The organism is Amycolatopsis sp. WAC 01376 (genome assembly GCF_003947415.1).
Classification (GTDB): Bacteria; Actinomycetota; Actinomycetes; order Mycobacteriales; family Pseudonocardiaceae; genus Amycolatopsis.
Genome location: NZ_QHKL01000004.1, coordinates 679398 through 704217 on the forward strand (window position 1 = coordinate 679398; position 24820 = coordinate 704217).

The 24820-nt window shown below is 67.7% G+C and carries 24 protein-coding genes and 1 pseudogene; 15 read left to right on the forward strand and 10 right to left on the reverse strand.

The window, feature by feature from the left end:
- Positions 1-107: 107 nt before the first annotated feature.
- Positions 108-1391 (forward strand): SLC13 family permease, encoded by a 1284-nt coding sequence (locus DMH03_RS25715; RefSeq protein ID WP_125794537.1) that lies wholly within the window; start codon positions 108-110, stop codon positions 1389-1391.
- A 30-nt stretch (positions 1392-1421) separates the two neighbouring features.
- On the forward strand, positions 1422-2831 hold the full coding sequence (locus tag DMH03_RS25720) for an acyl-CoA synthetase (protein ID WP_199749013.1): 1410 nt from the start codon (positions 1422-1424) through the stop codon (positions 2829-2831).
- Between the two features lie 106 nt (positions 2832-2937).
- Here the strand turns inward: DMH03_RS25720 and DMH03_RS25725 are convergent, their stop codons facing one another.
- From DMH03_RS25725 to DMH03_RS42385, 3 genes are all read right to left on the reverse strand, one after another.
- Positions 2938-3816: a PaaX family transcriptional regulator C-terminal domain-containing protein gene (locus DMH03_RS25725; protein WP_233611639.1), complete on the reverse strand. Its 879-nt coding sequence runs from the start codon at positions 3814-3816 to the stop codon at positions 2938-2940.
- On the reverse strand, positions 3813-4448 hold the full coding sequence (locus tag DMH03_RS25730) for an N-acetyltransferase (RefSeq protein ID WP_125794539.1): 636 nt from the start codon (positions 4446-4448) through the stop codon (positions 3813-3815). Before DMH03_RS25730 ends, DMH03_RS25725 begins: the two co-directional genes overlap by 4 nt.
- A 412-nt stretch (positions 4449-4860) precedes the next feature.
- A complete protein-coding gene (locus DMH03_RS42385; RefSeq protein WP_199749014.1) occupies positions 4861-5103 on the reverse strand; it encodes a hypothetical protein in 243 nt (80 codons plus the stop codon).
- A gap of 248 nt (positions 5104-5351) precedes the next feature.
- Between DMH03_RS42385 and DMH03_RS42390 the strand changes: the two genes are divergently transcribed.
- Positions 5352-5609: a hypothetical protein gene (locus DMH03_RS42390; RefSeq protein ID WP_199749015.1), complete on the forward strand. Its 258-nt coding sequence runs from the start codon at positions 5352-5354 to the stop codon at positions 5607-5609.
- A 381-nt stretch (positions 5610-5990) separates the two neighbouring features.
- On the opposite strand, the gene DMH03_RS25745 is transcribed toward DMH03_RS42390, so the two are convergent.
- From DMH03_RS25745 to DMH03_RS25755, 3 genes are all read right to left on the reverse strand, one after another.
- Positions 5991-6869 (reverse strand): N-acetylmuramoyl-L-alanine amidase, encoded by an 879-nt coding sequence (locus tag DMH03_RS25745; protein WP_125794540.1) that lies wholly within the window; start codon positions 6867-6869, stop codon positions 5991-5993.
- Between the two features lie 3 nt (positions 6870-6872).
- Positions 6873-7163, reverse strand: a complete 291-nt coding sequence (locus DMH03_RS25750) for a hypothetical protein (RefSeq protein ID WP_125794541.1) — start codon at positions 7161-7163, stop codon at positions 6873-6875.
- A gap of 602 nt (positions 7164-7765) precedes the next feature.
- Entirely contained in the window at positions 7766-8386 is a 621-nt protein-coding gene (locus DMH03_RS25755; RefSeq protein ID WP_125794542.1) for a DUF3159 domain-containing protein, read from the reverse strand.
- Between the two features lie 213 nt (positions 8387-8599).
- On the opposite strand from DMH03_RS25755, the gene DMH03_RS25760 reads away from it, so the two are divergent.
- Positions 8600-9208 carry a TetR/AcrR family transcriptional regulator gene (locus DMH03_RS25760; protein WP_125794543.1) on the forward strand — a complete coding sequence of 203 codons (609 nt, stop codon included), beginning with the start codon at positions 8600-8602 and terminating at the stop codon, positions 9206-9208.
- Positions 9209-10380: 1172 nt separating this feature from the next.
- Here the strand turns inward: DMH03_RS25760 and DMH03_RS25765 are convergent.
- Together DMH03_RS25765 and DMH03_RS25770 are read right to left on the reverse strand one after the other, a co-directional pair.
- Positions 10381-10773, reverse strand: coding sequence for a DUF5684 domain-containing protein (locus DMH03_RS25765; RefSeq protein ID WP_125794544.1), 393 nt, complete (start codon positions 10771-10773; stop codon positions 10381-10383).
- A 267-nt stretch (positions 10774-11040) separates the two neighbouring features.
- A complete protein-coding gene (locus tag DMH03_RS25770; RefSeq protein WP_370310853.1) occupies positions 11041-11616 on the reverse strand; it encodes a BTAD domain-containing putative transcriptional regulator in 576 nt (191 codons plus the stop codon).
- 467 nt (positions 11617-12083) lie between these two features.
- Here DMH03_RS25770 and DMH03_RS25775 point away from each other — a divergent pair, with 467 nt between their 5' ends.
- Positions 12084-12485, forward strand: coding sequence for a hypothetical protein (locus DMH03_RS25775; protein WP_125794545.1), 402 nt, complete (start codon positions 12084-12086; stop codon positions 12483-12485).
- Between the two features lie 340 nt (positions 12486-12825).
- Here DMH03_RS25775 and DMH03_RS42895 read toward each other — a convergent pair whose 3' ends face one another.
- Positions 12826-13257: an aminotransferase class V-fold PLP-dependent enzyme gene (locus tag DMH03_RS42895; RefSeq protein WP_370310854.1), complete on the reverse strand. Its 432-nt coding sequence runs from the start codon at positions 13255-13257 to the stop codon at positions 12826-12828.
- A 345-nt stretch (positions 13258-13602) separates the two neighbouring features.
- Between DMH03_RS42895 and DMH03_RS25785 the strand changes: the two genes are divergently transcribed.
- The gene (locus tag DMH03_RS25785) at positions 13603-13935 is read left to right on the forward strand and encodes a hypothetical protein (protein ID WP_199749016.1); all 333 of its coding nucleotides are present in this window, start codon (positions 13603-13605) and stop codon (positions 13933-13935) included.
- A gap of 355 nt (positions 13936-14290) precedes the next feature.
- Here DMH03_RS25785 and DMH03_RS25790 read toward each other — a convergent pair.
- Positions 14291-14437, reverse strand: a pseudogene (locus DMH03_RS25790) (universal stress protein); the annotation flags it as partial.
- Positions 14438-14523: 86 nt separating this feature from the next.
- On the opposite strand from DMH03_RS25790, the gene DMH03_RS25795 reads away from it, so the two are divergent.
- The 9 genes from DMH03_RS25795 to DMH03_RS42130 all read left to right on the forward strand — a co-directional run bounded on the left by DMH03_RS25795 (position 14524) and on the right by DMH03_RS42130 (position 24613).
- Positions 14524-15780 carry an acetyl-CoA hydrolase/transferase family protein gene (locus tag DMH03_RS25795; RefSeq protein WP_125794547.1) on the forward strand — a complete coding sequence of 419 codons (1257 nt, stop codon included), beginning with the start codon at positions 14524-14526 and terminating at the stop codon, positions 15778-15780.
- 306 nt (positions 15781-16086) lie between these two features.
- A complete protein-coding gene (locus DMH03_RS25800; RefSeq protein ID WP_125794548.1) occupies positions 16087-17202 on the forward strand; it encodes an iron ABC transporter permease in 1116 nt (371 codons plus the stop codon).
- Positions 17199-18011 carry an ABC transporter ATP-binding protein gene (locus DMH03_RS25805; protein ID WP_125794549.1) on the forward strand — a complete coding sequence of 271 codons (813 nt, stop codon included), beginning with the start codon at positions 17199-17201 and terminating at the stop codon, positions 18009-18011. The genes DMH03_RS25800 and DMH03_RS25805 overlap by 4 nt, the downstream gene beginning before the upstream one ends.
- Positions 18004-19002, forward strand: coding sequence for an ABC transporter substrate-binding protein (locus DMH03_RS25810; RefSeq protein ID WP_125794550.1), 999 nt, complete (start codon positions 18004-18006; stop codon positions 19000-19002). The genes DMH03_RS25805 and DMH03_RS25810 overlap by 8 nt, the downstream gene beginning before the upstream one ends.
- Positions 18999-20645 (forward strand): ABC transporter ATP-binding protein/permease, encoded by a 1647-nt coding sequence (locus tag DMH03_RS25815; protein WP_125794551.1) that lies wholly within the window; start codon positions 18999-19001, stop codon positions 20643-20645. The genes DMH03_RS25810 and DMH03_RS25815 overlap by 4 nt, the downstream gene beginning before the upstream one ends.
- A complete protein-coding gene (locus DMH03_RS25820) occupies positions 20642-22276 on the forward strand; it encodes an ABC transporter ATP-binding protein (RefSeq protein WP_125794552.1) in 1635 nt (544 codons plus the stop codon). Before DMH03_RS25815 ends, DMH03_RS25820 begins: the two co-directional genes overlap by 4 nt.
- A gap of 281 nt (positions 22277-22557) precedes the next feature.
- Positions 22558-23361, forward strand: a complete 804-nt coding sequence (locus tag DMH03_RS25825) for an SDR family oxidoreductase (RefSeq protein ID WP_125794553.1) — start codon at positions 22558-22560, stop codon at positions 23359-23361.
- Between the two features lie 94 nt (positions 23362-23455).
- Positions 23456-24346, forward strand: a complete 891-nt coding sequence (locus DMH03_RS25830; RefSeq protein ID WP_125794554.1) for a helix-turn-helix transcriptional regulator — start codon at positions 23456-23458, stop codon at positions 24344-24346.
- Positions 24347-24451: 105 nt separating this feature from the next.
- Entirely contained in the window at positions 24452-24613 is a 162-nt protein-coding gene (locus DMH03_RS42130; RefSeq protein ID WP_158633121.1) for a hypothetical protein, read from the forward strand.
- Positions 24614-24820 lie beyond the last annotated feature (207 nt).

Below are 24820 nucleotides of genomic sequence, written 5' to 3' on the forward strand. Positions count from 1 at the left end.
CCCTCCTTGCGTGTCCGTCCTACGGTAGCCGCCAGCGGTCCACATAGCGCACCATTGTGCCACACAGTGGACCGATCGGGTGGTGGTACACCAACGGAGGTGCGCACATGACCGTGCAGATCGTGGCGTTGACGATATTCGCGGCCGTGTTCGTGATCGCCGAGATCCGCCGCACGCATATCGGCATCGCGATGTTCGCCGCCGCCGCGGCGATGGGGCTGCTCGCAGGTGTGCCACTCGACGACATCGTCGGCGGCTATCCCATCGACATCCTGATTCTGCTGGTCGGGGTGACGTTCTTCTTCGGGATCGCCAAGTCCAACGGCACGATCGAACAACTCGTCGACCGGGCACTGGTCTTCGCCCGAGGCCGGACCGGAGCGCTGCCCGTGGCCTTCTTCGTCCTCACCGGGCTGATCTCGGCGATGGGTTCCCCGCTCGGCGGCTTGGTGATGGCCCCGATCGGCATGTCGGTGGCACACCGGCGCGGGATCGACCCGATGTTGATGGCGCTCGCGATCGGCACGGGGTTGTCGGCCGGCGGGTTCGCTCCGACTTCCCTGTTCGGCATCGTCACCTGGGGCACCGCCGATTCGGCAGGTATCGAACTCGACCCGCTGGTCCTGTTCGCCGTCGCGATCGGCGTGAACCTGCTCCTGCTCGGGGCGGCCTACCTGATGTTCGCCGTCCGAGGCAAACGGCGCCCCCTGCCCTCGGACGGCAACGAGGCCATCGACATGGCCGAGACCGGTGACCCGGGCAGGATCGCGCCGCTGCGGACAATCCACGTCATCACCGCCTTCGCCGTGCTGGGCCTGCTCGCCGTGGTCGTCGTGCTCGCGGTGCGGGACAGCCGGCCCGATGTCGGCGTGCTCGCCTTCGGGTTCGGCGCGGTCCTCGCGCTGATCGACCCTGAGAGCGGCAGGACGGCGCTCAAGGAGATCGACTGGTCGACCGTGCTGCTGGTGGGCGGAATCATCACCTACGTCGGTGTCCTGCAGAAGATCGGCGCCATCGACCTCCTCGGCGACCTCGCCTCCGGTCCGAGCGCGCCGATCTTCGCCGCACTCGTGATCTGCGCGGTAAGCGGCCTGGTGTCGGCCTTCGCCTCCACGACCGGCATCCTCGCGGCCCTGGTCCCGCTCGCCATCCCCCTTGTTCAGCACGGGGATCTGCCGGGCTGGGCGCTGATCTGCGCGCTGGCCCTCTGTTCCTCCATTGTGGACATTTCCCCCTTCTCGACGGTGGGTGCGGCGCTGGTCGCGACCACCGTCGATCCCGAAGCACGGCCCCGCATGACCGCATTGCTGACCAGATACGGCCTCACCATGGTCGTGGTCGGGCCAGTCGTCCTCGTCGGTGTGCTCGTGTTGCCCGCGATGGCGCTCTGACCACCCCAAGAAAAGAAGCCGGAGATCCCGTTGTTACTCACCTCGCTTGTTTCAGGACAGGACCTTGAGCGCGCCGTCGTCGTCGGGGACGAAGTACTGTCGAGGTCCGAGCTGGTCGATCGGGCCGGCCGGTTCGCGGCCGCGATCCCCGACACTGGACCGATCGCGGTCCTGGCGACGCCGACGATGGACACGGTCGTCGCCGTGACCGGCTGCCTACTCGCCGGTGTACCGGTGGTGCCGGTCCCCCCGGACTCCGGTCCCGCGGAGCTGTCCCACATGATCCGCGACTCGGGTGCGACGGCCTGGTCGGGCGATCTCCCGCAGTGCGTCGATCTGCCGACGATCACTCCCGGCCGAACCCCGATCGCGCCGCGAGCCGTCGCTCCGGAGCGAACTGCGATGCTCGTCTACACCTCCGGGACGACAGGTGCACCGAAGGGCGTCGAGCTGTCCGGCGCCGCGATCGCCGCCGGACTGGATGGCCTGTTCACCGCATGGGACTGGACTCCGGACGACACCGTCGTACACGGTCTGCCACTGTTCCACGTCCATGGCCTCGTTCTGGGTGTGCTCGGCTCGCTGCGGCGAGGATCCCGTGTCGTGCACACGGTGGCCCCGCGGCCCGATCGGTACGCGGCTACCGACGGCACCATGTACTTCGGCGTCCCGACCGTGTGGAACCGGATAGCGCAGGACCCTCGGTCGGCGCATGCCCTGCGCAAGGCCCGGCTGCTGGTATCCGGGAGCGCGCCCTTGCCGTCCCCCTTGTTCGAAGCCATCGCGGAACTGACCGGGCAGTCGCCGGTCGAGCGTTACGGCATGACCGAAACCATGATCACGGTGAGCGCGCGGGCGTCCGGCGAACGGCGCGCCGGCTGGGTCGGACTACCGATTCCCGGTGCCGAGACTCGTTTGATGTCACCTTCGGAGGACGACGCGGGCCCGGTCCCGGACGACGGCCGAACCGTCGGCGCGCTCCAGGTCCGCGGCCCGATGCTGTTCAGCGGCTACCTCGGCCGACCGGACGCCACCGCGGAAGCCTGGACCGATGACGGCTGGTTCCGTACCGGTGACCTGGCCGTACGCGATCCCGGTGGCTTCCACCGGATCGTCGGACGCGAGTCCACCGACCTGATCAAGTCCGGCGGGTACCGCATCGGGGCGGGCGAGATCGAGGCAGCACTGATGGACCACCCCTCGGTCGTCGACGTCGCGGTGGTCGGAGTCCCGGACCCCGACCTCGGCCAGAAGATCATCGCCTTCGTGATCAGTCCCGATCGTGACGGCCAAGTCCTCATCGATCACGTCGCCCACCGCCTGTCCCGGCATAAACGGCCACGCGAGGTCGTGTTCCTCGACGAACTACCGCGCAACCAGATGGGCAAAGTGCTCAAACAGCGGCTGAGCCGGCCAGTATCGCGACGCCGTAGGCAATGAGCAACCGGGCCGGCTGACCGGACTTCCGGGTGATCTGACGGACGTCTTCGCAAATGCTGTGGTGTATGTGCAGCGGTCCGGTCCGTGCGAACCCGGTGAGCCGGCCTCAGCCGCCGCGGTGTGTCGCCGCCGCTTCCCGCGCGATGTCGGCGTAGCGGGGAAAGATGGTTGGCATGGCCTCGCCGTGGTCCCGTTCGTACAGCGCCGCCCAGCATCGGGCGACGAGCTCGCGGGCCTGGGCCCCGGGCCAGGGCCGGGGCAGGAATTGAGGTGGCAGCAGCGGGTCGGGTTCCATAGCGCGGGTGAGTTCGGCCGCCAGTTCGACGGCCGTCGTGACGAGCTCGGCAGAGGAGAGCTCGACGGGACCGGTGAGTCGTTCGAGGCGGGACTCGGCTATGCGGCCGAGGCGGTGATACCGATCCGCGATTTCTCGCTGAGGCCAAAGACGACGGGCGAGTTCGACCGGGTCTCGGGTATCGCCCTTGCGCAGATCCGTTGTGCTCAGAAGGGAAAGCGTGTCCAGGACGCCGAGCCTGCCCGCTGCCTCTTCGACGTAGGGCTCCCAGGCATTGGCGCTGACGTACAGTCCATTTTGGAGGGAAGCGCCGCCGAGGTGTACAAGAGTGTCGCGCAGGGCGTCCCGGGCCTTGCGCGCGGATTCGGGCACCGCGAAGGCGGCCAAATGCCAGACTCCGTCCCAGGGCTCGAGCCCGGCGTCCTGACGGAACGCGTGGCGCAGAAACTCCGCGGTGGGACCGAACGCGTCCGTGGTGTCCGCGGTGGCGTGCAGCAGCGCCTTGCGGCCGCGGCCCTGGTGCGTGAAAGCGCCCTCGGCCACGAGACGTTTGATGCACAGCCGTACCTGCTGGTCGCTCATACCGAGGGTCGCGGCGACGGTGTACAGCTCGTCCGCGTCGACCGTGCCGTCCTCCCGGACGAGCGCGTGCACGAGCATGCGAGTGGGAACCTCGACGTGATCGGTCACTGTGCCGGTGATCCTTTCGGCGCGACGCTGCGGCGCATGGTCGTCACCGCACCGAATCCCAGCAGCCTACGCAGATAGGGCGTGCGGGTGGTTCTTACCGTCGCGAAGCCGAGCCGTTCATACAGGGCCTTGGCACGCGAGTTGGTGTCGATCACGTCCAGCCTGATCTCCCGGCAGCCCCGCTCGGCCGCGATGGCAGCCAATTCCTCGACGAGCAGACTGCCGATACCGTGGCCGCGAAAGCCTGGATCCACGGCGATGCCGGCCACCACGAGCCGCCCTCGTTTCGGGCGGTTTTCGAACAGGGCGAGTAGCGCAAGCCGGTACAGCCCGCGTATCCGCCCATAGGTGCGCAGCACGGCGATGGCCGCCCCCTTGGCGGGTTCCTGGCCGCCGAGCTGATACTCCGCGAAAGCGACCAGCTCTCCTCCGGCGAACGCGCACACCGCGCGATCGGTGTCAAGGCGGGCGGCGAGGAAGGGCACCGCCTTGTCCGGCGGGTTCAGCGCCGGGCCGAGTTTGCGGCCGAAGGCGCCCCAGCACAGCTCGGCCGCCCGCCGCTCGGCTCCGGCGGGAACGCTCCGCCGCAGCGTCACCGGCCCGCTGCCGGTGTCCGTCTCCTCCGCCGCCATGCCATGGCCCCTTTCTCACCGCACCCGCAAAACTATCACTCGACCGCCGGTCGTACATGTAGCGATAGTTTCATGCTACAGTGCGCTAGCTATCGCATACACATCGGTCGTTTCAATTTCGATAGATTGGTGAACGGGTGCGCAGGCGCAAGTGGCTCTGGGTGTCGTTGGTGTCGGTGATGCTGCTGATGGTCGGCGCCGGTGGCTGGATCATCTACCAGAACGATTACGACCTCGCCGAGGAGCGGGTGACGATCACCGGCGGAGCGCAACCACTGAATGGGGTCCTCGCCCGACCGACCGAAGGAAAGGGCCCGCACGGTCTGGTCGTGTTCGTCCACGGGGACGGGCCGACCAACGCCACCCACGACACCTTCTACCGGCCGATCTGGGAGGCGATGGCCAAGGCCGGCTACGCGACCCTGTCGTGGGACAAGCCCGGCATCGACAGTGCGCCCGGCAACTGGCTGAACCAGAGCATGCAGGACCGCGCCGACGAGACCCTCACCGCGATCGCCTGGGCCAAGACCCAGCCTGGCATCGACCCCCAGCGGATCGGCCTGTGGGGCGCCAGCCAGGCGGGCTGGGTCATGCCCAAAGCCGCCCGGCAGTCGCCCGACGTCCGCTTCATCATCGCCGTGGGTCCCGCGATCAACTGGCTCCGGCAAGGGCGCTACGACCTGCTCGCCGGAATGCGAGACCGCAACGCACCAGCCGAAGAGGTCGCCGCCGCGGTGGCCAAAGAGCGACGCGAACCTGCGTGCCCTGCAGGACAGCGAGACCTTCGAGCAGTACCAGGCTGCGGGCGGCGACGTCACCGGCCTGTCCCCGGACCGCTGGGCCTTCAACCGCCGCAACCACACCTCCGACGCGTCCGAAGACCTGGCCGCCGTCCGAGTACCGGTGCTGCTGATCCTCGGCGGGCGCGACATCCACGTCGACAGCGACGACACCGAGGCCGGGTACCGGAAACTCGTTACCGGGCCGGGCCAGCTCAAGGTCAAGTGCTACGCGGACGCCACCCACAACATCGTCCCCAAGGACATCGAGGACTCGGAACTCAAGAGCACATTCCTCGCGATCGCCGCGCCGCGCTCACTGTTCACCGCGGGCTACCTCGACGATCAGCAAAAGTTCCTGACATCGATCGGCAAGCCCTGACAACGCGATGAATCCACCGAAGAAGTCAACACACCGAGGCCCGGTCGAAGAAATCCGCGTCCAGCGCCGCGTGCCGATTCGGGTCCGCGGTCTCCTCCGAGCAGGATCTGCGCGTGGCGCTCGAGCGCTCGGCTCGTTGTCGATGTAGACCACCCGGGCGCCACCTCGTCGGCGGCATAGTTGTGCGTCCCACCGAGCAATGTAGTCATGCACCCGCCCCATGGAGACCTTGTCCACCGACGCACTCAGCCGTGCGGGCTCGTCCATGCTCATCGTTCTCCCCGAGAACGGCCCGATGTCCGGATCGTTCCCTGTACCTGCCTGCCCGGAACGGGGACGGCATCGCCGAGTACGCGGATCAGATCGTGGTGACCACTTCCTTCAGGGACGGTCGTTGACCCAGGCCTTGACCTTGCCCGTCGACCGGTACCGGATGACGAGGTGGCTGTAGTTGACGTAGTTCGGATCGGTCTTCGCGAGGTCCCATGGGCCTGGCCGGTCCGAGACGACGCTTCCGCCGGCGTGGACCGTTCTCCCGTTGGAGCCGGCTCCGGCTGGGGTGTCGTCGACGAGACTGATGCCGTCGAGGGTGACAGTCCGGCCGAAGGCGGTGGAGATCCTCAGGTAGCGGTGCCCGTTGACGGGGACGTGCAGTTCCCCCCACTCGTCCCCCGTGGCCTCACCGACGTCGCTGCTCATGTCTTCGTCCTCTCCGTTCGTGGGGATAGGTAAAGGGTTGGCCGCGTGATGGCGCATCCAGGCGCTGTCGATCCCGACGGGGTCGGGTTTCCTGCCGACGGGCACGCAGACGTCCTTGTGCCCGGCGTAGCGGTCGGTGCCTCGGGACATGTAGCGCAAGACCGCACCGGTCAGCCTCGGGTAGCAGTCCAGCTGCGCCGGTGTCCAGCCGCCCGTTCCGGCGCTTTCCGCTTCGATACCGAGGAATTCGTCGTTGAGGTCGATGAACCCGGCCCAGCGGGAAGCGCCGGCGTGGTAAGCACATCCGGCCGCGATCACGTAGATCGTGCCGCTGCGGCCGAGACCGTAGTTGGCGAGCGGGCCGGCAAGGTCGGAACGGCCGTTGGTGACGATGCCGAGGCTCGGGTAGTCGCCGGGCGCGGCCGCCGAAGTAGCGGTGTGGTGGCCCACGACGCCTTCGACGCGACGCATGCCGCCGTGGCCGCGGTCGCGCCAGCCCGCGATCTCGACGACGGGGTAGCCGGTGCTGCGTGCCGCATCAGCGAGCCAGGGAACGTACATCCGTCAGTCCTCCAGCTCGTCGTAAGCGCCGGCGACCGCTTCGGTGTCCGGCGCGTCCGGAGCGGCGATCCGTCTGGCGAGCGCCGCCCGGGCTTCGGCCACCGTCTTCGGCGGCAGCCTGCCGGAATCCCACCCCTCGGCGTCCCACTCCTGCGGCGTCCGGATCGGAGGCGCGTCCGGGTCGCCGGGAAGGTGGAAGACCGCGCCCTCGAGGAGCTCGGCCGCGCGATCCCAGTCGGATTCCTGCGCGTCGGTGTACGCGAGCCGCTGCAGATCGTCTCGTGGCGATTTCATCCGCGGTTCCTTCTCCTGTCAGAGGGTCGGGAGAAGGCGGATGGTCGGCACCGGTGGCGGACAGCTCGCGACGACGTCCTCGTCCGACGACACAACGCTCATCCTGTTCCCCCCGGTCGATGCGGCTCGAGCTTCTCGATCTCGGCTCGAGGCGTTCGCCTTCCTCCCGAGGAACGGTCCCCTTCGCGAGTTTTCATTCAGCCATTCACGCAGGACCGTTTCGCCGGAGGCGGTTTGCCGCACCGGGTGTCAGCTCTTCGGCTTTTCCCTTGACCGGTGCTTGACTTTCTCATTATCCAGAGGCGCGAGGCCGGTCGCAACGCCTCCTGACCAGCTCCCCCACGGCACAAGTCACGTTCTTTTCAGCACACTCATTCTCAAAGCGTACGGCCACAGGAGAAGGGTTTCTTCGAAATCCAGTGTTCTCCGGGTGGCTTTCTCGGAAAACGGATCCGGGCGGCTCCACAGACCATTGGAAACAACACCGTCGCCGCGATACCGAGTTAATCGTGAACGCAGCCTGAGTAGAACAGACACAGGCATGACAACCCAGATGGTGACGGTCGCGCGACAAGTCCGCTGCGATTGATCGTCGCCGTCGGCTACCGGGAGATCTGTGGCTCCTTGCGGAGGATTCGCCAGCACAGGTAGACGCATACGCCGGCTGCGGGCGCACCGCCGAGCAGCGTGGCGGCAATTCCGAGCGGGATCACCGCTCCGGCCGAGTACAGCGGCACCAGTACTGCCGTGGCGATGGCGAACTTCGCCAGGAACACCGTCGTGCACCAGTAATAGCGCCGCCGCTGCCGGCGATCGCGTCGCCAGGCGAAGCGGTCACCGCGCACTGTGCCCATCACCAATCCGATCACCGGCCATCGCACGAGCATGGATGCCAGGAACAGCACGCCACTGCCCGCTTGCAAGAGGACGACGGTGAGGTAGAAGTCGACCGGCTGTCCAGTACTCCCGGCCAGCAGCGCGGACACTCCGACCACGATCAACCCGATCGCCGGCTGCCAGACCTTGCCGCCGGTGCACAGCCGCACCACGGCCAACACGAGCACGCCGCCGACCGCGACCAGCGCGGCCACCGGCACCCGCCCGGTCAGCAGATATGTGACAAGGAACAGCACTCGCGACACGACGCCTTCGATGACCGTGCGCCAGCCACCGACCGCGCCGAACAACGACAGGGATTTCTGCGTGAGCAGGCTGAGGCTCATGTGCTCGCCTTTACCTCGACGAGCCTGGAACTGTTGCGGCACATCGCCAGGCTGCCCTGCTGACGCCCCGACGCGCCCTCTCCGCCCCCGGCGTCGACCTCGATCAGCTTCATTTCCCACCCCATTCTTCACCGCCTGATGAAGAACACTCTAGGGCGGGTCGCCACAAAACTCCACCAGCCGATGAAGAAAGAGTGTTAGACTGCGGCGGTCATGACAGAACACGACAATCCCCGTCGTCCCGGTCGCTGGCGGTCCGGCGCGGAGAGCAAGCAACGAGTCCTGCAGGTCGCCCGCGAACTGTTCGACCAGAACGGTTACAGCGGCACGACCGTGCGCACGATCGCCGCCGCGGCGGGAGTCGACCCGGCGATGGTGTTCTACTTCTTCGGCACCAAACAGGGCCTGTTCAGCGCCGTGATCGACATGTCCGGAAGCGTCCCGCCCGCCATCGAATCGATCTTCGACGGCGGCCTCGACATTATCGGCGAGCGCATCGTCCGGACGCTCCTGGAGAACCTCGACAAGTCCGACCGCACGCCGCTGGTCATGCTGACCAGGTCGGCGCCCACCGACCCGAGGTCCGAAGCACTGCTGCGCGAATTCATCGACCGGGAGATCACCGGCAGGCTCGCGGCGCTGCTCGACACGCCGGATGCCGCGCTGCGGGCGAGCATGGTCGACGTCCAGATCTTGGGGCTCGCGGTAGCCCGGTACATCGTCCGCATCGAGCCGATCGCCTCGTCATCCATCGACGACCTGGTCGCCATGTTCGGCCCGCTCGTCCAGCATTGCCTGACCGGACAAATAACACCATCGTGAGAATCGGCACGATCCCGGCCCCACCGTCCAGTGAAGATCACCTGACGATGGGTGACCGCACACGCCCGCGCCGGAGCCTCAACCCCGTCCGGAAAAGCCGCGTCCACTCGCATTTTGTCACCCAAACAGGTGTTCCTCGCCGACTCACCATTCGTGGCAAGTGGGTCACCGATTCGTGTCACGCGCCCGCCCACTTGCCGTAGCGAGCGTCGGGTGCGCACGTTGGCTCCTTTCGGTCCCGCTACCGACAGTGTCACCGCTCGCGGAATCGACCCCAGCGCAAAACACGAAAGACTTACATGTTTATCGTAGGAAGATTGACGACCCTCCGCGGGCTCGGGAAATCGTTTTTTGACAAGGTGCCAATGTGGTGAAAATCTTCGATCGCTCCTCGCGAGAGCACAACCGAAACACGAAATCCGAACAAGGAGCCCCTCAATGCAGATGTTCACCCAGCACGTGCACCACGGCCACGACCTGATCACGGGTCTGCTCGCGCACCTGGCTCACGTGCTCGGATGGCTGGTCTGACGCTCTAGGCACAGGGTTTGCCGGGGCCGGTCTGTTGGCGCGGGTCGGCCCCTCCGTGTTCGTGATCCGGTAAAGGGACATATCGTTTCCCTTTACCGGATTTCGGCATTCAGATTCAGCCGTCGGAAACGGCAACGGCCACATCACCAAGGGCCGATCAGCGCCATCTCGAATCCGACTTCCGGCCGGAATTCCGGGCGGACGGTTCGACCAGACGCAACCGCCACCCAGCGCAAGCTCAGCGCGACCCGGCTCCTCATCTTGCACCCGGACAGCCACGCCTACGCTAAAGACCACCTCGACGCCGGCGGCCGGATCGACCAGGGCGCGGCCGCGACTGCTATGACGGGTCCGTAGCCCATGTGCTCTCTAAGCGCACGGTGGCTGGTAGGTGCTCCCTGGAAAATACTGGGTCCATTTTTCCACGGTTTTGTGGGAGAGGCCGTATTCGCAGGCTGTGTGAGCCGCGCTTTCTGTGTCCAGGTTCCAGCGCCACACCGTCGGCTTCTCGCCGAGGCTGATGCCGATCAGGACTCGTCCGTTCGGCTCGAAGGCCAGCGCGCGGAGGTCACCTTCTCGGCCGGAAAGGCCCACCGCAACCGCCCGCCAGCGGCGATTCACTCGATCGTGCTTCTATGGCGTTAGCGGGGACCGGCGGCAGGAGGAGCGATGTAGCGGGCTTGGCCGAAGCCGATGATGAGGTAGCCGACGATGGAGAACAGGAATAGGCCGAAGAATCCGAAGACGCCGCTCTTGCCGAAGGCCTTCGCGACGTCGATCGAGACGATGATCGCGACGACGATGTTGACCACCGGGATGAGCAACAGGATCAGCCACCACCCGGAGCGCCCGGCGACCTTCAGCAAGGTGTAGGCGTTGTAAAACGGGATGATCGCCGCCCAGCCAGGACGCCCGGCCTTGGTGAACACCTTCCACAGCGCGATGATCATGAGCACAGCGAAAACCAGGCCCGAGGCTCCCCAGCCGAATCCGAGATCGGGGGTCGTGACGGACGTCGACGTCTCTTGGTGCACGGAGCTGGTGTCCTTCCGGAAGCGGGCTGGGAGGCCAGTGACACTAGCGCCGACGAGACCTCGGCGCAGCGAAGGAGGCACCCGAGGTAACGGCGTTCACCGACCGGTTGCCCATGCTCTCGTCGCCGTCACTTCTGGAAGGAGACGTCAGGCCGCGGAGCTGGGGCGAGGTCTTCGGCGCGGCGCAAACCCTCCCACGCGCCGAAGCCTCTCACCTGTCTACGGATCCACACACTGTCACAATCGCCATCGAGGAAAGAATGCTCATCAGACGCCACATCCCGACGAAAGTGTGACGGCTCCCCGGCATGATGATCTCGGGCAATGCCTGTGGCGAACAGGCCGCTGGTGTTGGACAGCAGCTGCCGGATCCGCGAGCAACGTCGATTCGCCCTCGCGTCCGACGAACGACGTCAGGCGGGACGGCAACCTGCCCGGTGTGGGACCGGAGCGGTCCGTCGTCCGATCCACCTCTCCGGGCAACACCGCGAGCTGGGCCTCGCGCAACACGGCCGAAGGATCCACGCCGAGTTCGACGGCGAGCCTGCCCCGGATGTCCTCGTACGCGGCGAGCGCCTCGGCCTGGCGGCCCGCAGCCGAAAGCGCGCGCATTCGCAACGCGGCCAGGCGTTCGCGCAAAGGCCGCCCGGCACACGCCGCCTCCAGATCGGGCAGTACCCCGGAGTGCCGGCCCAGTCGCAGTTCCGCTTCGAAGCGGTCTTCTGGCGCGTCGCCGCGACACTGGATCTGCCCATCCTCTTCCTCCAAGGGGAGCGCGACTACCAGGTGACGGCCGACAGCGCCACGAAGAAGAGAGGGGGAACATGACCAGCACACCAGCACGATCGGCGATCACGGTGACCGGGCTGCGCAAGTCGTTCGGAGACGAGCGTGGATCGCCGGGCATGACCTCGCGAAGGAACGGATGCGGTCCGCCGCGCGATCGGGGTCGCCGGCCGAGGGCCGACGGCGGGTCGCCGAACTGCTCGACCGGTTCGATCTCGCGGAGGCAGCCGGGTAGCAGGCCTCGACCTACTCCGGTGGCATGGTGATCCTTTCCCCGGCCAGTTCGCCGGGCTGCACTCGTCGAGGTCGTCGTGCCACTAGACAGGAGCTCCGTCGGTGCACACCGGCGCCGAGCATTCTCGTCACGCGGACACGTACGGGTGCCTTTTCGTATTTGATATTCGTTCGCTGCTCCACTTCTTGTATGAGCCGGTTCACTTTCCACCGACTTTGTTCCGGTGGTTCGGTTTTTTCACCGGGTCGGCCGGGACTCGCTCTTCATTCCTGATTCAGGAGTTCCGCTGATGAATATGAACCTTCGCCGTCTCGCGGCTTCGTCCTTCGCCGTCGGTGCCCTCGCGATGCTGACCATGGCGCCGGCCAGTGCCACCACGTCCACTACGGATCTGGCACCGGCGAACGCCCCTCCCATAAGCTGTGCCAGCGCTATCGCCGCCGCGGTCGACACCGCGAACTCGGCCACCGCCGCCGCGGCCAACGTCGCCGACTCGGCCGCCGCCGCGGCCGCGGCCAAGGCGTTCGCCGAGGGCGTGCTCACCGGGGCACCCGCCGCGATCAACGACGCCGCCGCCAACCTGGGTGCGTTCAGCACCGCTGCCGCCACGGCCGCGGCGGCGAGCGCGGCCGCGCACGCCACGGCCGCAACCGCGACCATCGGTGTCCTCGTCGCCTGCGCCAAGGCGTAGTTTCCCCAGCGCCCGGAACATCGGGCCAGGAGCGGTTTCCTGGCCCGATGTTCCGGGCGCTCGTCATGGACGATGGACGTCACCGGATGAACGCCGCGGTTGACGCAGTCGGTGCCGGGCGAGAAGCGAACAGTACGTGAAGCGAGGCTTGCGCCGCAGCAGTCGGCCCCCGACACCTGGCATCACCGCCCTTCGAGTGCCGGAGCGGGCATGCCTGGGTATCGACGTTCTCTCCGTTGCCCAGGCTGTTCGCTGCGAACGATGAGGCAAGTCGTTGCCATGGCGGTACTGCGACACCTGTTTTACGGTACGACCTCGATGTGCCGGAAACACCGTCCGCCTACGTGTGGGGTGCGGCCGGCCCGGGGGCAGTCCCGTTCCTGACGGGGCGTACCGCCTTGTGCGTGTGGAGTCTCCGCAGCGTTGAAACCAGGTGGTCGATGTCGTCGTGGGTGTTGTAGAGAGCGAAGCTGATACGGACGGTGGCGGGGACATCGAAGCGGTCGCAGACCAGGGCCGCGCAATGGCGGCCGGTTCGCACGGCGATACCGGCCATGTCCAGGCGCTGTCCGACGTATTCGGTTTTCACGGAACCCGCGACGACCCGCCGGCTGCTGTCGCGCGCAGGCCTGAAAGTCCTCCAGGAGCGGACTCTTACCTGCCCCTGGAAATACCCCGATCTGACGACCGCCCTGCGAGGCTTGCTCTCGACCGGTCCGGCCGCGGCCGCGATCCGCCATGCCGGTCGGCAACGAGTCGCGGACACGATCACCGGATCGATCTCGCCTTACCGTCGTGCCGACGGCACATACCTCATGCGTAGCACCTGCTCGATCACCATCGGCACACTCACCTGATCCGACACCGACTCACCTTGCCTCCCAGAAGCCGGAATGCCCCCTCAGATCCCGTCGCCTGCCTCCGCGGATCTGCGTAGCTGTCGCGATCAACACCGAACCCGGAGGCCCTCACCCGTCCAAGATCATCCGACCACGTGTCGCCCGTACCCAGCCTCCGTGGTCGAGTACAACATAGGATAGGGTTCGCTCGATTCCGTAGAACTGGGGGAACAATCATGCGTAAAAGCATTTCAACTGCGGTCGCAACCTCTGCCGCCGTGACGGCCATCGTCCCGACCGCGCCCGCCGCGTCCGCCGAGCCGAACCCGCCCGGCTGCGAAAAGGGTTACTTCTGCGTGTACGACTACTACCCGGGCGGCCCGCTGCTGCTGAAGACCGCGGGCAACTGGTCCGGCTCGGTCGGGGGAGCGCAGTACCTGTTCAACAACGGCTACTACTCCCCCGGCAGCGACCACGTCGACGTGACCTGGATCCTGTCGTCCACCGGGGCGACCCACACCATGTGCCTGCACAACAACCCCGGTCCGGGCTACTACTCCTCGACCATGCACGGCACCGTGATCAACGTCCGCTGGCGCGGCGAGTGCTGATTCCGGGATAGGCGAATCCCCGGCCCCTCAAGGCCGGGGATTTTTTATTCGCCCCTGAGTACCGACAAGACGCCTTCGCAGGCGCGCCGAATATCTCCTTCGGGTTGCGCGCCTTGTGGTCCTTCCGCCGCCCTGCCTGGTTCCCGTGGGGCCAACGGCGGGTGCGACAAGGAATGAGAACAGGGCTGACCAGCGGATTCGCGTCGGCACCTTGGCAGTCGAGACGCGTTTCCCGCTGTAAATTGTCAACGACGGTGGCCACCTCCCATGGCGTGCACGCAGGATGGTTTGGTTTGCCGCCCGCCACCGGGTGTCCACTTGGGACGGTTTCGCCGACGCAAGCCGAGAACGATCATCAGGCCTTCGTCGGCCGGACCACCATCACAGGGCATTCGGTGTGGCGGGTGAGCGCCTGGCTGACCGAGCCGAGCACTTGCCCGGTGAATCCACCCCTGCCGCGGCTGCCGACGACCACGAGCTGAGCCTTGGCACTCCACTCCAGCCGATCCCGTATACAGGACCGAAAGTCCCTATGCGATCGGTGAGCACACATCTGCGAGCAGCGGCCGGGTCCGGTATCCAGGATTCATGCGCATCCTGTCCGAGTCGCGGCTGTCCGCCGTCCTGTCCGCCGCCGTCACCTGTCCGAGGGTCGTGGTCAGCGGCAACTTCGCCACCCCGCATCGCGCGCTGGAGCTGCTGGACAAGGCCGTGGCCGAATACCGGCTGTTCGCGCTCAACGCCCAGCCCGGTGTCCCCGACCGCGAGGGGATGACCCTGGAGACGCCCTTCGTCGGGGCCGGCATGCGCGGCAAGAAGACGCTGCGGTACTTCCCGTCCCGGCTGTCGCTGGTACCGCGCCTGCTCCAGCAGGCCCTGCCACCCGACATCGTGCTGATCCACACGTCCACCCCCGTGGACGGCTGCGTATCGCTGGGCACGGAAGTGAACATCCTGCCCGCCGCGATCGAGGCGGCCCGTGCCCGCGGCGGCCTCGTGATCGCCCAGCTCAACCCGCGGATGCCCTACACCTACGGCGACGGAGTGCTCGCCTGCGACGAAGTGGACTACGCGATCGAGGTCGACGAGCCGCTGGCCTCCCCCGCGCCCCGCCCGATCAGCGAGGTCTCCCAGGAGATCGGCGCCCGTGTCGCCGACCTGGTCCCGGCCGACGCGACGCTGCAACTGGGCATCGGCGCCGTCCCGGACGCGGTACTCGCGGCGCTGACGACGCGCCGTGGCCTCGCCGTGTGGTCGGAGATGTTCAGCGACGGCGTGCTCGGCCTGGAACGTGCGGGCGCACTCGACCCGGACACACCGGTGACCGCGTCGTTCGTGTTCGGCGGCGCGGAACTCTACGACTGGGTGGACCGCAATCCCCGTGTCCGGCTCCTGCGCACCGAGAAGACCAACGACCCCGGACTCATCGCCCGTCAGCAGCGCCTGGTCTCGATCAACAGCGCGCTGCAGATCGACCTGTACGCGCAGGCGAACGCCAGCCGCGTGCACGACGTCATCTACTCCGGGTTCGGCGGGCAGACCGACTTCGTGGTCGGCGCGCTGCACTCCCCCGGCGGCCGGGCGATCATCGCCCTCCCCTCCTGGCACCCCAAAGCCGACGTCTCGACCGTCGTGCCTCGCCTGGCCGGTCCCGTCACGTCCTTCCAGCACAGCTACTTCGTCAGCGAACAAGGCGCGGCCGCCATCTGGGGCCACGACGCCGTCGAACAGGCCGAGCAGATCATCGAGCACGTCGCCCACCCCCGAGCCCGCGACGAACTCCGGGAGGCCGGCCGCCGTCTCGGATTCGCGCTACGGAACGGAAGGAGCAGCAAAGCTACATAGGTAGCCCAGGGGCGGCGCCTCGAGCCCGGTAGGCGCGGCCCATGCCGGTGTGCCGCCGAACACTTCCTGCAGCGACCCGGACGCCGAAGAACTCGTTCGAGTCCAACATGGACAGCCGCTCCGACACTGATCGGGCCCACAGGTGACGGCCGAGAGCGGCGCGGCATCGAAGGCGTCACACGTCTCGACCTGCCGCCGATCGGTCAGGCTGTGATGATAATCATTACCGATAAACTCTGTTGATAACGATTATCGCGTGCAGTTAGGCTCCGGTGTCCTTCCACCACAGACCGATCGGCGTCCCCCATGGTTGTTCGTTCGCGGCCGTCCGCGTCGCCCTCGGGCGTTCGCGACCGGCAGGTGGCACTTGCCCGGTCCCGGCTTCTGCACCGGGGGACGGTCACGGTCCTCGCTGTCGCGATCCTCGCGATGCTGGTCGTATCCGGTTCGGTGGGGACGGTCGAGGTCGGGCTCGCGGACGCGGCGCGGATCGTGGTCGGTCATCTGGTGCCGAACGTGCCGTGGATGTCCGACGGCAGCCTGACCGTGTTGCAGGATCAGGCGGTATGGCAGTTCCGGCTCCCTCGCGCGCTGCTGGCGGGGCTCGCCGGGGCGGGACTGGCGCTGGCCGGGGCGATCATGCAGGTGATCGTGCGCAACCCGCTCGCCGAGCCGTACCTGCTCGGCGTGTCCTCCGGCGCGGGTGTCGGCGCGGTTCTCGTGATCACCTTCGGTTCGGCCGCCGTGGGCGGGCTTCCCCTGGGCGCGGCGGCCTTCGCCGGGGCGTTGGTGGCCAGTGTGTGCGTCGCGCTGGTCGCCCGGCATCGCGGCATCCTGTCGCCGACCAGGATGATCCTTTCCGGTGTCGCCCTCGGTTCCCTGTTCAGCGCGATCACGAGCTATCTGACGCTGACCACCGAGGCGCAGAACGTCTTCAGCGTCCTGTTCTTCTTGCTCGGCAGCGTTTCCGCCGCGTCGATGGCCTCCTTGGCGGTGCCGGCGGTGGCGTTCGCGGCCGCTTGTGTCGTCGTGGGACTGCGGACCAGGGCCATGAACGCGCTGCTGAGCGGCGACGAGTCCGCGACCGCGCTGGGCGTCGACGTGAACCGGCTCCGTGCCGTGCTTCTCGTGACCGCCGCCCTCCTGACCGGGTCGATCGTGTCGGTCAGCGGCGGCATCGGTTTCGTCGGTCTCGTGATCCCGCATGTGGCGCGGATCCTCGTCGGCTCGGACCATCGCCGGATGCTGCCGGTCGCCGTGCTCGGCGGCGCCGTGTTCCTCATGGTCGCCGACCTGCTCTCGCGCACGGTCGCGGCGCCCGGCGAAATACCGATCGGGATCCTCACCGCGGTCGTGGGCGCGCCGTTCTTCCTGTGGCTGATGCGCCGGGACACGGCCACGCGGGCGGGGTTCGGCCGATGAAGGTCCATTTCCACGACGTCAGCGCCACGCTGGGCGGCAACCGGGTGCTGCGGAATGTGGACATCGAGGTCCGGTCCGGCCGTTTCCTCGGGCTCGTGGGCCCGAACGGCAGCGGCAAGTCGACCTTGCTGCGCACGCTCTACCGCGCCGTCGCACCGTCATCGGGCCGGGTGCTGCTGGGCGAGCACGACGTGTGGCGCACCGACCGGCGGACCGTCGCCAGGGCGGTGGCGGTGATGACTCAGGAGACGTCGTCCGAGTTCGACCTGACGGTCCTCGACGTCGTGCTCCTGGGCCGGGTGCCCTTCCAGCGCGGATTCGGCCGAGACACCGAAACCGACCTCGATCTCGCGTGGACCGCGCTCGACCGGGTCGGCGCCACCGACATCGCCGACCGGCCCATCGGACGGCTCTCGGGCGGACAGCGGCAGCGGGTGATGCTGGCCCGCGCGCTGGCGGCGGACTCGCCCGTCCTCGTCCTCGACGAACCGACCAACCACCTCGACATCGCCTTCCAGCTGGAGCTCATGCGGATCGCGGCCGGGCTCGATCGCACCATCGTCGCCGCCCTGCACGACCTCAACCTCGCGGCCACCTACTGCGACGACATCGCGGTGCTCGACGCGGGCGGCGTCGTCGCCACCGGAACACCGGACGAAGCGCTCACCCCACGCGTCGTGGAAGACGTGTTCGGAGTCGCCGTCGACCAGCTCACCCATCCACGCGACGGCAGGCCGGTGCTGGTCTTCGGCAGTCGTGCGGATACCCGTTCACCGCTCAGCACACCCGGAAATGAGAACCATGCGTAAAACCCTGTCCCTTGCCGCGTTCGGTGTCGGCATGTCGCTGGTCGCGGGTTGCGGCTCTTCGGTCACTCCGGCCGCGCCGTCGAACAACGCGAGCACGGCGGTCACCGTCTCCAACTGCGGCCGCGACGTCACCGTCGGCGCCGCACCCCGCGCCGCGGTCGGGCTCAGCCCGTCGCAGACGGAACTGTTGCTGCGGCTGGGTCTCGCGGACTCGCTCGTCGGCCAAGCACAGACCGCCACCGCACCGCTCCCGGAAGACGTGGCCGGACAGGCCGCCGCCATCCCGGTACTGAGCGAGTCGGGACCGCCGAGCCGGGAGAAGCTCCTGTCCGCGAAGCCGGACTTCGTCTTCTCCCCCACCACCTACGAATTCACCGCGGAGAAGGGCTTCGCCAGCCTGGAGCAACTGCGGCAAAGCGGCGTCGCCGCCTATGTCGCCGCGGGCGGCTGCGCCGAACGCCGCATGAATGGCACGGTCGAGGATCTTTTCACCGACCTGGATAACCTCGGCAGGATCTTCGCCGTGCCGGACAAGGCGAAGGCACTGGTCGATCAAGGCCGAGCGGATCTGGCCACCGTGGACAAAGCCATCGCGGGCCGCCCCCAACCCACCGTCGCGCAGGTGTTCCTGGAAGGCACCACCGTCACCGCGATCGGCGCCGGCATCGAGTACGACATCATCCGCAGGGCGGGCGGGAACAACGTGTTCTCACCGAAGGACCCGCAGTTCGCCAAGTTCTTCGCCGCGCAGATCACCCCCGAGGCGCTCGCCGCGAAGAATCCCGACGCGATCGTGTTCGCCGTCAACGGGGCCGCGCAGAAACAGGCGAGCATCGACTACCTCACCCGCACCTTCCCCGCCATGACCGCCGTCCGCGAACAGCGCTTGATCGCGATCGACGCCGCAGACACCTATCCCGGCACCCTCGGGAACATCTCGGTGGTGCGGGAGATCGCGCAACGGCTCCACGCGGACGCGTTCACCCGGTGATCCATCGCAGGCTCCTGCGGCTGGCGGGTGTCGTCCTCGCGCCCGTCCTGCTGCTCGCGGTGCTGTCGATACTCGTGTCGGCCTGCTATGTCGGCGGAGCCGTCCTGACGGCGTCCGTCCTCACCGATCTCACCCGCGGCGGGGACTTCACCACCGTGGCACCCGCGATCGCCGCCTTGACCGGCGTCGTCGGCGTGCGCGCGGTCCTGCTGTGGGCGCGGGAGGTCGCCGCGGCCCGGTTCGGCATCGCCATCCGCACCAGGCTGCGCGGCGAACTTCTGCACCGCATCACCCTGCTGGGACCGGCTTGGACGCGGGGAGAGCGCACGGGGGCGATCACGCACACGGTCGTCGACGGGGTCGAAGCCCTCGACGCCTACTACAGCCGCTATCTGCCGCAACTGCTCGTGACCTGTCTGGTTCCGGCCGCCGTCGCCGGATGGCTGTTCACCGTCTCCGTCCCCGCCGCCGCGATCCTCGCGACGGCGGTCCTGTGCGCCGTGGCGGTCCCCCGCTTCTGGGATGCCCGGCTGCTCCGGACGGGCCGAACCCGGTGGAGCGCCTACGAAAAGCTGGCGGCCGACTATCTGGAGGCGACCCAGTCGATCGGCGTCCTCCGGCTCTTCGGCGCGGGCCGCCGGGCGGGCGAGGCGCTCGCCCACCGCGGTGACCGCCTGCACCGGGTCACGATGGCCCAGCTGCGCGTCTCGCTGGTGGAAGCGGGAGTCAGCGCCTTGGCACTGCACCTCGGCCTCGCGGCCACGGTGGTCGTCGCGTGCGCCGGAGTCGTCGGCGGTCAGGCGCCCGCCGCGTCGGTGTTCCTGTTCTTGTTGTGCGCCAGGGAATGCTTCCGTCCCGTGCTCGACCTGTCCGCCCACTGGCACGTCGGCTACCAAGGGCTGGGCGCGGTCGAGGGCATCGACGAGATCATGACGGCGCGTCCGCAGGTCGCCGACACCGGCACGCGCACCGAACCCGCTCGGCACGGCGCCCGGCTGCGGCTGCGGGAGGTCGGTTACCGGTACCCGAACGGCGCCGGCGTTTCCGGCATCAGCTTCGAATGCGCGCCGGGCAACACGACCGGGATCGTGGGCCCGTCGGGCGCCGGGAAGAGCACGATCGCCCGGCTTGTCGTCCGCGAGGCCGACCCGCAGCAGGGGACGATCGAACTCGACGGAACCCCGATCACCGGGTACACCCTCGCGGCGCTGCGCGCGAGCATCGGCGTCGTCGGCCAGCACACCTATCTTTTCCATGGCACCGTGGAAGAAAACCTCCGGCTCACCCGGCCCGGTGCCACGCACGACGAGATCCGCACCGCCGCCCACGTCGCGGACGCGATCGAGTTCGTCGAGGCACTCCCCCACGGCTTCGCGACGGTCCTCACCGAGAACGGGAACCAGCTGTCCGGCGGCCAGCGGCAACGCCTCGCCATCGCCAGGGCGGTGCTCGCCGCGCCTCCGGTGCTGCTGCTCGACGAAGCGACCTCGGCACTGGACGTCGACACCGAGAAACGCGTTCTCACCCGGCTGGCGGAGCATTGCGAGGGCACCACCCGGGTCGTGATCGCCCACCGCGAGAGCGCCCTGCGCGACGCCGGCGCGATCGTCACGATCGAGTCCGGGCAAGTGGTCCACTCGTGAGCGGGCCACTCCGGCGACTCCTGCCAGTCATCGGCGAGCAACGGGCCACCTTCGTCTGGACGGTCGTGAGCAACGCGGCCGTCCAACTCGGTGCGCTGACGACGACCGTGCTCGGCACGTGGCTCGCCGGGCAGGCCGCGGCGACCAGCACCGCGCCACTGGCCGTCGTCGCGACCGTCCTCTGCGGACTCGCCGTAGTGACCGCGGCGATGACCTGGCGCGAGTCCTGGGTCTCCCACGAGCTGGCCTACCGGCTGATCGGCACCTTGCGTTCCCGGGTGTTCGACCGGCTCCGCGTGAGCCTGCCCGACCGCCGGAAGCCACGCAGGAGCGGCGATCTCGTGTCCGTCGCCTTCGCCGACATCGACCGTCTCGAATGGCTCTACGCCCACACCGCGGCCCAAGCACTCACCTCGGCCATGATGATCGCCGCCACCTCGACCCTGTCGCTCCTCGTCACGCCGTGGCTGCTGCTGGCGTGGGTACCGTTCGTCGTCGTGACCGCGGCGCTGCCGTGGCTGTCCGGCCGAGCGGGAACGCGACAGGGCACCGAACTCACCGAGGCCGCCGCGACCCTCAACGCCGAACTCGTCGACGCCGTCCGTGGACTCGGCGAGCTCAGCAGTGCGGGAGCCCTGCACCGGCGCACCGCCGCCCTGGAAGAACAGACGAGTGCGCTGACCGCCGTGCAAACGAGGATCGGCTCCCGGATCGGTGGGGAACGCGCTGTCACGGACTCGGCTCTGTCGCTCAGCGCGATCGGCGCGCTCGCGGTCTGTGCGGCGAATCTCGACACGATCGACCGCGCGCTCGCACCGGTCGCCATGGTGCTGGCCACCGCGGCACTCGGTCCGATCGCGCAGATTTCGGATCTGCTGCGCAACGTCGGCACGCTGCGCGCCGCCGGTACCAGGATCACCGAAATCCTCGACCGGGCACCGGCGGTCGACGAGCCCCGCGTGCCCCGGCCCCTGCCGCCGCGCGATCGCGCGACCGGACTCGTCTTCGATCACGTGTCCTTCGGTTACCGCGACGACGCTCCACCGGTCCTGCACGACGTGTCGTTCACCGTCCGCCCTGGGGAAAGGGTCGCCCTCACCGGGCCGTCCGGTGCGGGCAAGACCACGTGCGCGCTGCTCGCGACCCGGATGTGGGATCCCGACGCCGGCCGCATCACCCTGGACGGCGTCGACCTCACCGAGCTGACCGACGACGACCTCCGCCGCGCGATCAGCGCCGTTCCCCAGGAACCCGGCCTCCTCACCGGGACGATCACCACCAACATCCGGCTCGGCAACCCCCAAGCCGACGACACCGAAGTCGAACGGGCCGCGCGGCGGGCGGGGATCCTCGACCCGGGAACCGGATTCCCCGCCGGACTCGCCACCGTCGTCGGCGAATCCGGTGACGGACTGTCCGGTGGCCAGCGAGCACGAGTCGCCGTCGCCAGGGCACTGCTGATGAATCCGCGCGTTCTCATCCTCGACGAGGCCACCGCCAACCTCGACCCCGAAGCCGACGAAGCCATCACCGCGGCACTCGCCTCCGCCGGGAACGACATCGGTGTCCTCGTCATCGCCCACCGCCCCGCCACACTGGCCGGCTGTCACCGCAACGTTCGGCTGGACTGAAGGCCGCACGCCCGAACGTCCGTTTCCAGGACCGGCGAATCGCCGAACTCGAAGTACAGCTACTCGGGTCGCGATACAGAGCAAAGCAATCAAGAAAATGACTGTGCAGGACGAAATTGTGGCGACGTGAGCCAGCACGCCCAGGCAAGGGAGGCTCTCACAGTACCTGTATCACCAGGGTCTCCCAGACGTCCAAGACGCCTGTCAACCTGTTCGAGCCGGCTGCACCGGACGCGCGACGGTGTCAGCACATACTTCCACGATAGAACGGACGACGATCAATGGCGGACAACCAGTTCACCACTCACTCAGACCTTTTCGATCTGAGTGGGAAGTACGCACTTGTCACTGGCGGCACCAGGGGCATCGGGATGATGATCGCGCGCGGCCTTCTGCAGGCGGGCGCCCGCGTCGTCGTCAGCTCACGCAAGGCGGACGCGTGCGCGGAGGCACAGCGTCTACTGTCGGAATTCGGCGACGTTCGAGCAATCCCCGCCGACCTGTCCAGGTACGACGAGTGTCAGCGCCTCGCTGATCTGGTCAAGGCCGGCTCGGAACGCCTGGACATCCTCGTCAACAACGCGGGAGCGATGTGGCGTGAGCCGCTGGAGACGTTCCCGGCCGAGGCCTGGGACGCAGTGATCGACCTCAACCTCAAGGCGCCGTTCTGGCTGGTGCAGGCGCTGCTGCCCGCACTGCGCAGGGCGGGCACCGCCGATGATCCCGCGCGGATCATCAACATCGGCAGTATCGCCGCCATCCACGTCGCCGAGGCGCCCAACTACTCGTACGCCAGCAGCAAAGCGGCACTCCATCAACTCACCAGGGTGCTTGCCAGGGAACTGGGCCCACAGCACATCACGGTGAACGCGGTAGCCCCAGGAGTGTTCCCGTCGCGGATGATGGCGGCCACGATCGACGCCATCGGCGACACGATCGCGGCGAAGGCTCCCCTGCGCCGACTCGGCCGCGACGACGACATGGCAGGTGTCGCCGTGTTCCTCGCCAGCCGGGCCGGGTCCTACCTGACGGGCACCATCGTCCCGGTCGACGGCGGCACCGCCACGACCGCATCGGGTACCTAGGCGTCGGCCCCTCGTGAATACCTCCAAGCCGGGTCTCGACGGGGGGTACCAGCAGTACCTCCTTACGCCCGCGGGCAGGGCCTATGGTGAAGGGGTGGTCAAGATCGATCTGCGCACTGAGATCAAGGAGTTCCTGAGCTCGCGTCGCGCGCGGATCACACCAGAGCGGGCCGGGCTGCCCGCCTACGGAGGCAACCGCCGGGTCAAAGGTCTGCGTCGCGAAGAGGTAGCTCTACTGGCCGGGGTATCGGTCGACTACTACGTGCGTATGGAGCGCGGCAGCCTCACCGGCGCCTCCGATGGGGTGCTCGACGCGGTGGCCTCTGCCTTGCAACTTGACGAGGCCGAGCGCGATCACCTCTTCCACCTCGCGCGGCAGTCCAGGGCACCCAGCGGTCCACGCCGGCGGCGACCCGCCGTGACGGTGCGTCCGGCGCTTCAGCAGGTGCTCGACGCCATCACCGATGCGCCGGCGTGGATTTGCAACAGCCGTTATGACGTGCTGGCCGTGAATCACCTTGCCCGGGCGCTGTATTCACCGGTGCTGGCCGACACGCGACGGCCGGCGAACACCGCGCGATTCGTGTATCTGGATCCCGAAGCGGCAAAGACGTTCTTTGTCGACTATGACCGAATCGCCTGCGACGTGGCCGCGAAGCTACGCATGGAAGCAGGCCGCAATCCGCACGACGAGGAGCTGATCGCCCTAGTCGGTGAATTATCGACACGCAGTGAACTATTTCGGCAACGGTGGGCATCTCAGGACGTTCGGCTCCACCGGTCCGGACGCAAGCGCATGCACCATCCGGTAGTGGGCCGGCTCGACCTGGACGTCGAGTCGATGGAGCTGCCTGCCGAACCCGGCCTGGTCCTGACCGTCTACACCGCGCCGGCCGGCACGGCGACCGCGGACGGTCTGGCCCTACTGGCGTCGTGGGCCGCCGGCCAGGCGAGGCCGGCGACCGAGATTCAAGCACTCAGCTGATATTCCGACCTTTCCAGTCCGTCTGAGTCAGCGCTGAACGATCGGCGAGAGCGTCGGGCCCGAGTCGGGAAGGAACACGACTACAACCGTCACCGCCGCCTGGACATGCCGGTCGCCGAGCATCTGGGCGAGTTCACCGCGGGCCTGGACGCGACATGGCGGCAAATGGCGGCCCGCATGGAGGATTCGTACCCGGCCGCGAAGGTCGAGGTCGTCGTCCTGGCCGACGGCGGTCGCGCCCGACTGAGCTGGGTATTCGGGGCGTGACTCTGGGAGCCGTCGCGCTTGAGCGTCCATAAGGGACACTGTCGAGTGATGAAATGTCTGGTTGATGCCTGTATGCGCGGCTTTGCGTGGGGGTCGTGAGTGGTAATGAGCGTTAGAGCGGACCGGTATTTGCTTACCCACACTTGACCAGGGCAAAGGTGAAGCGTCAGCGGCGGCGCGTTCGAGTGTGGAGGATTCGGGACATTG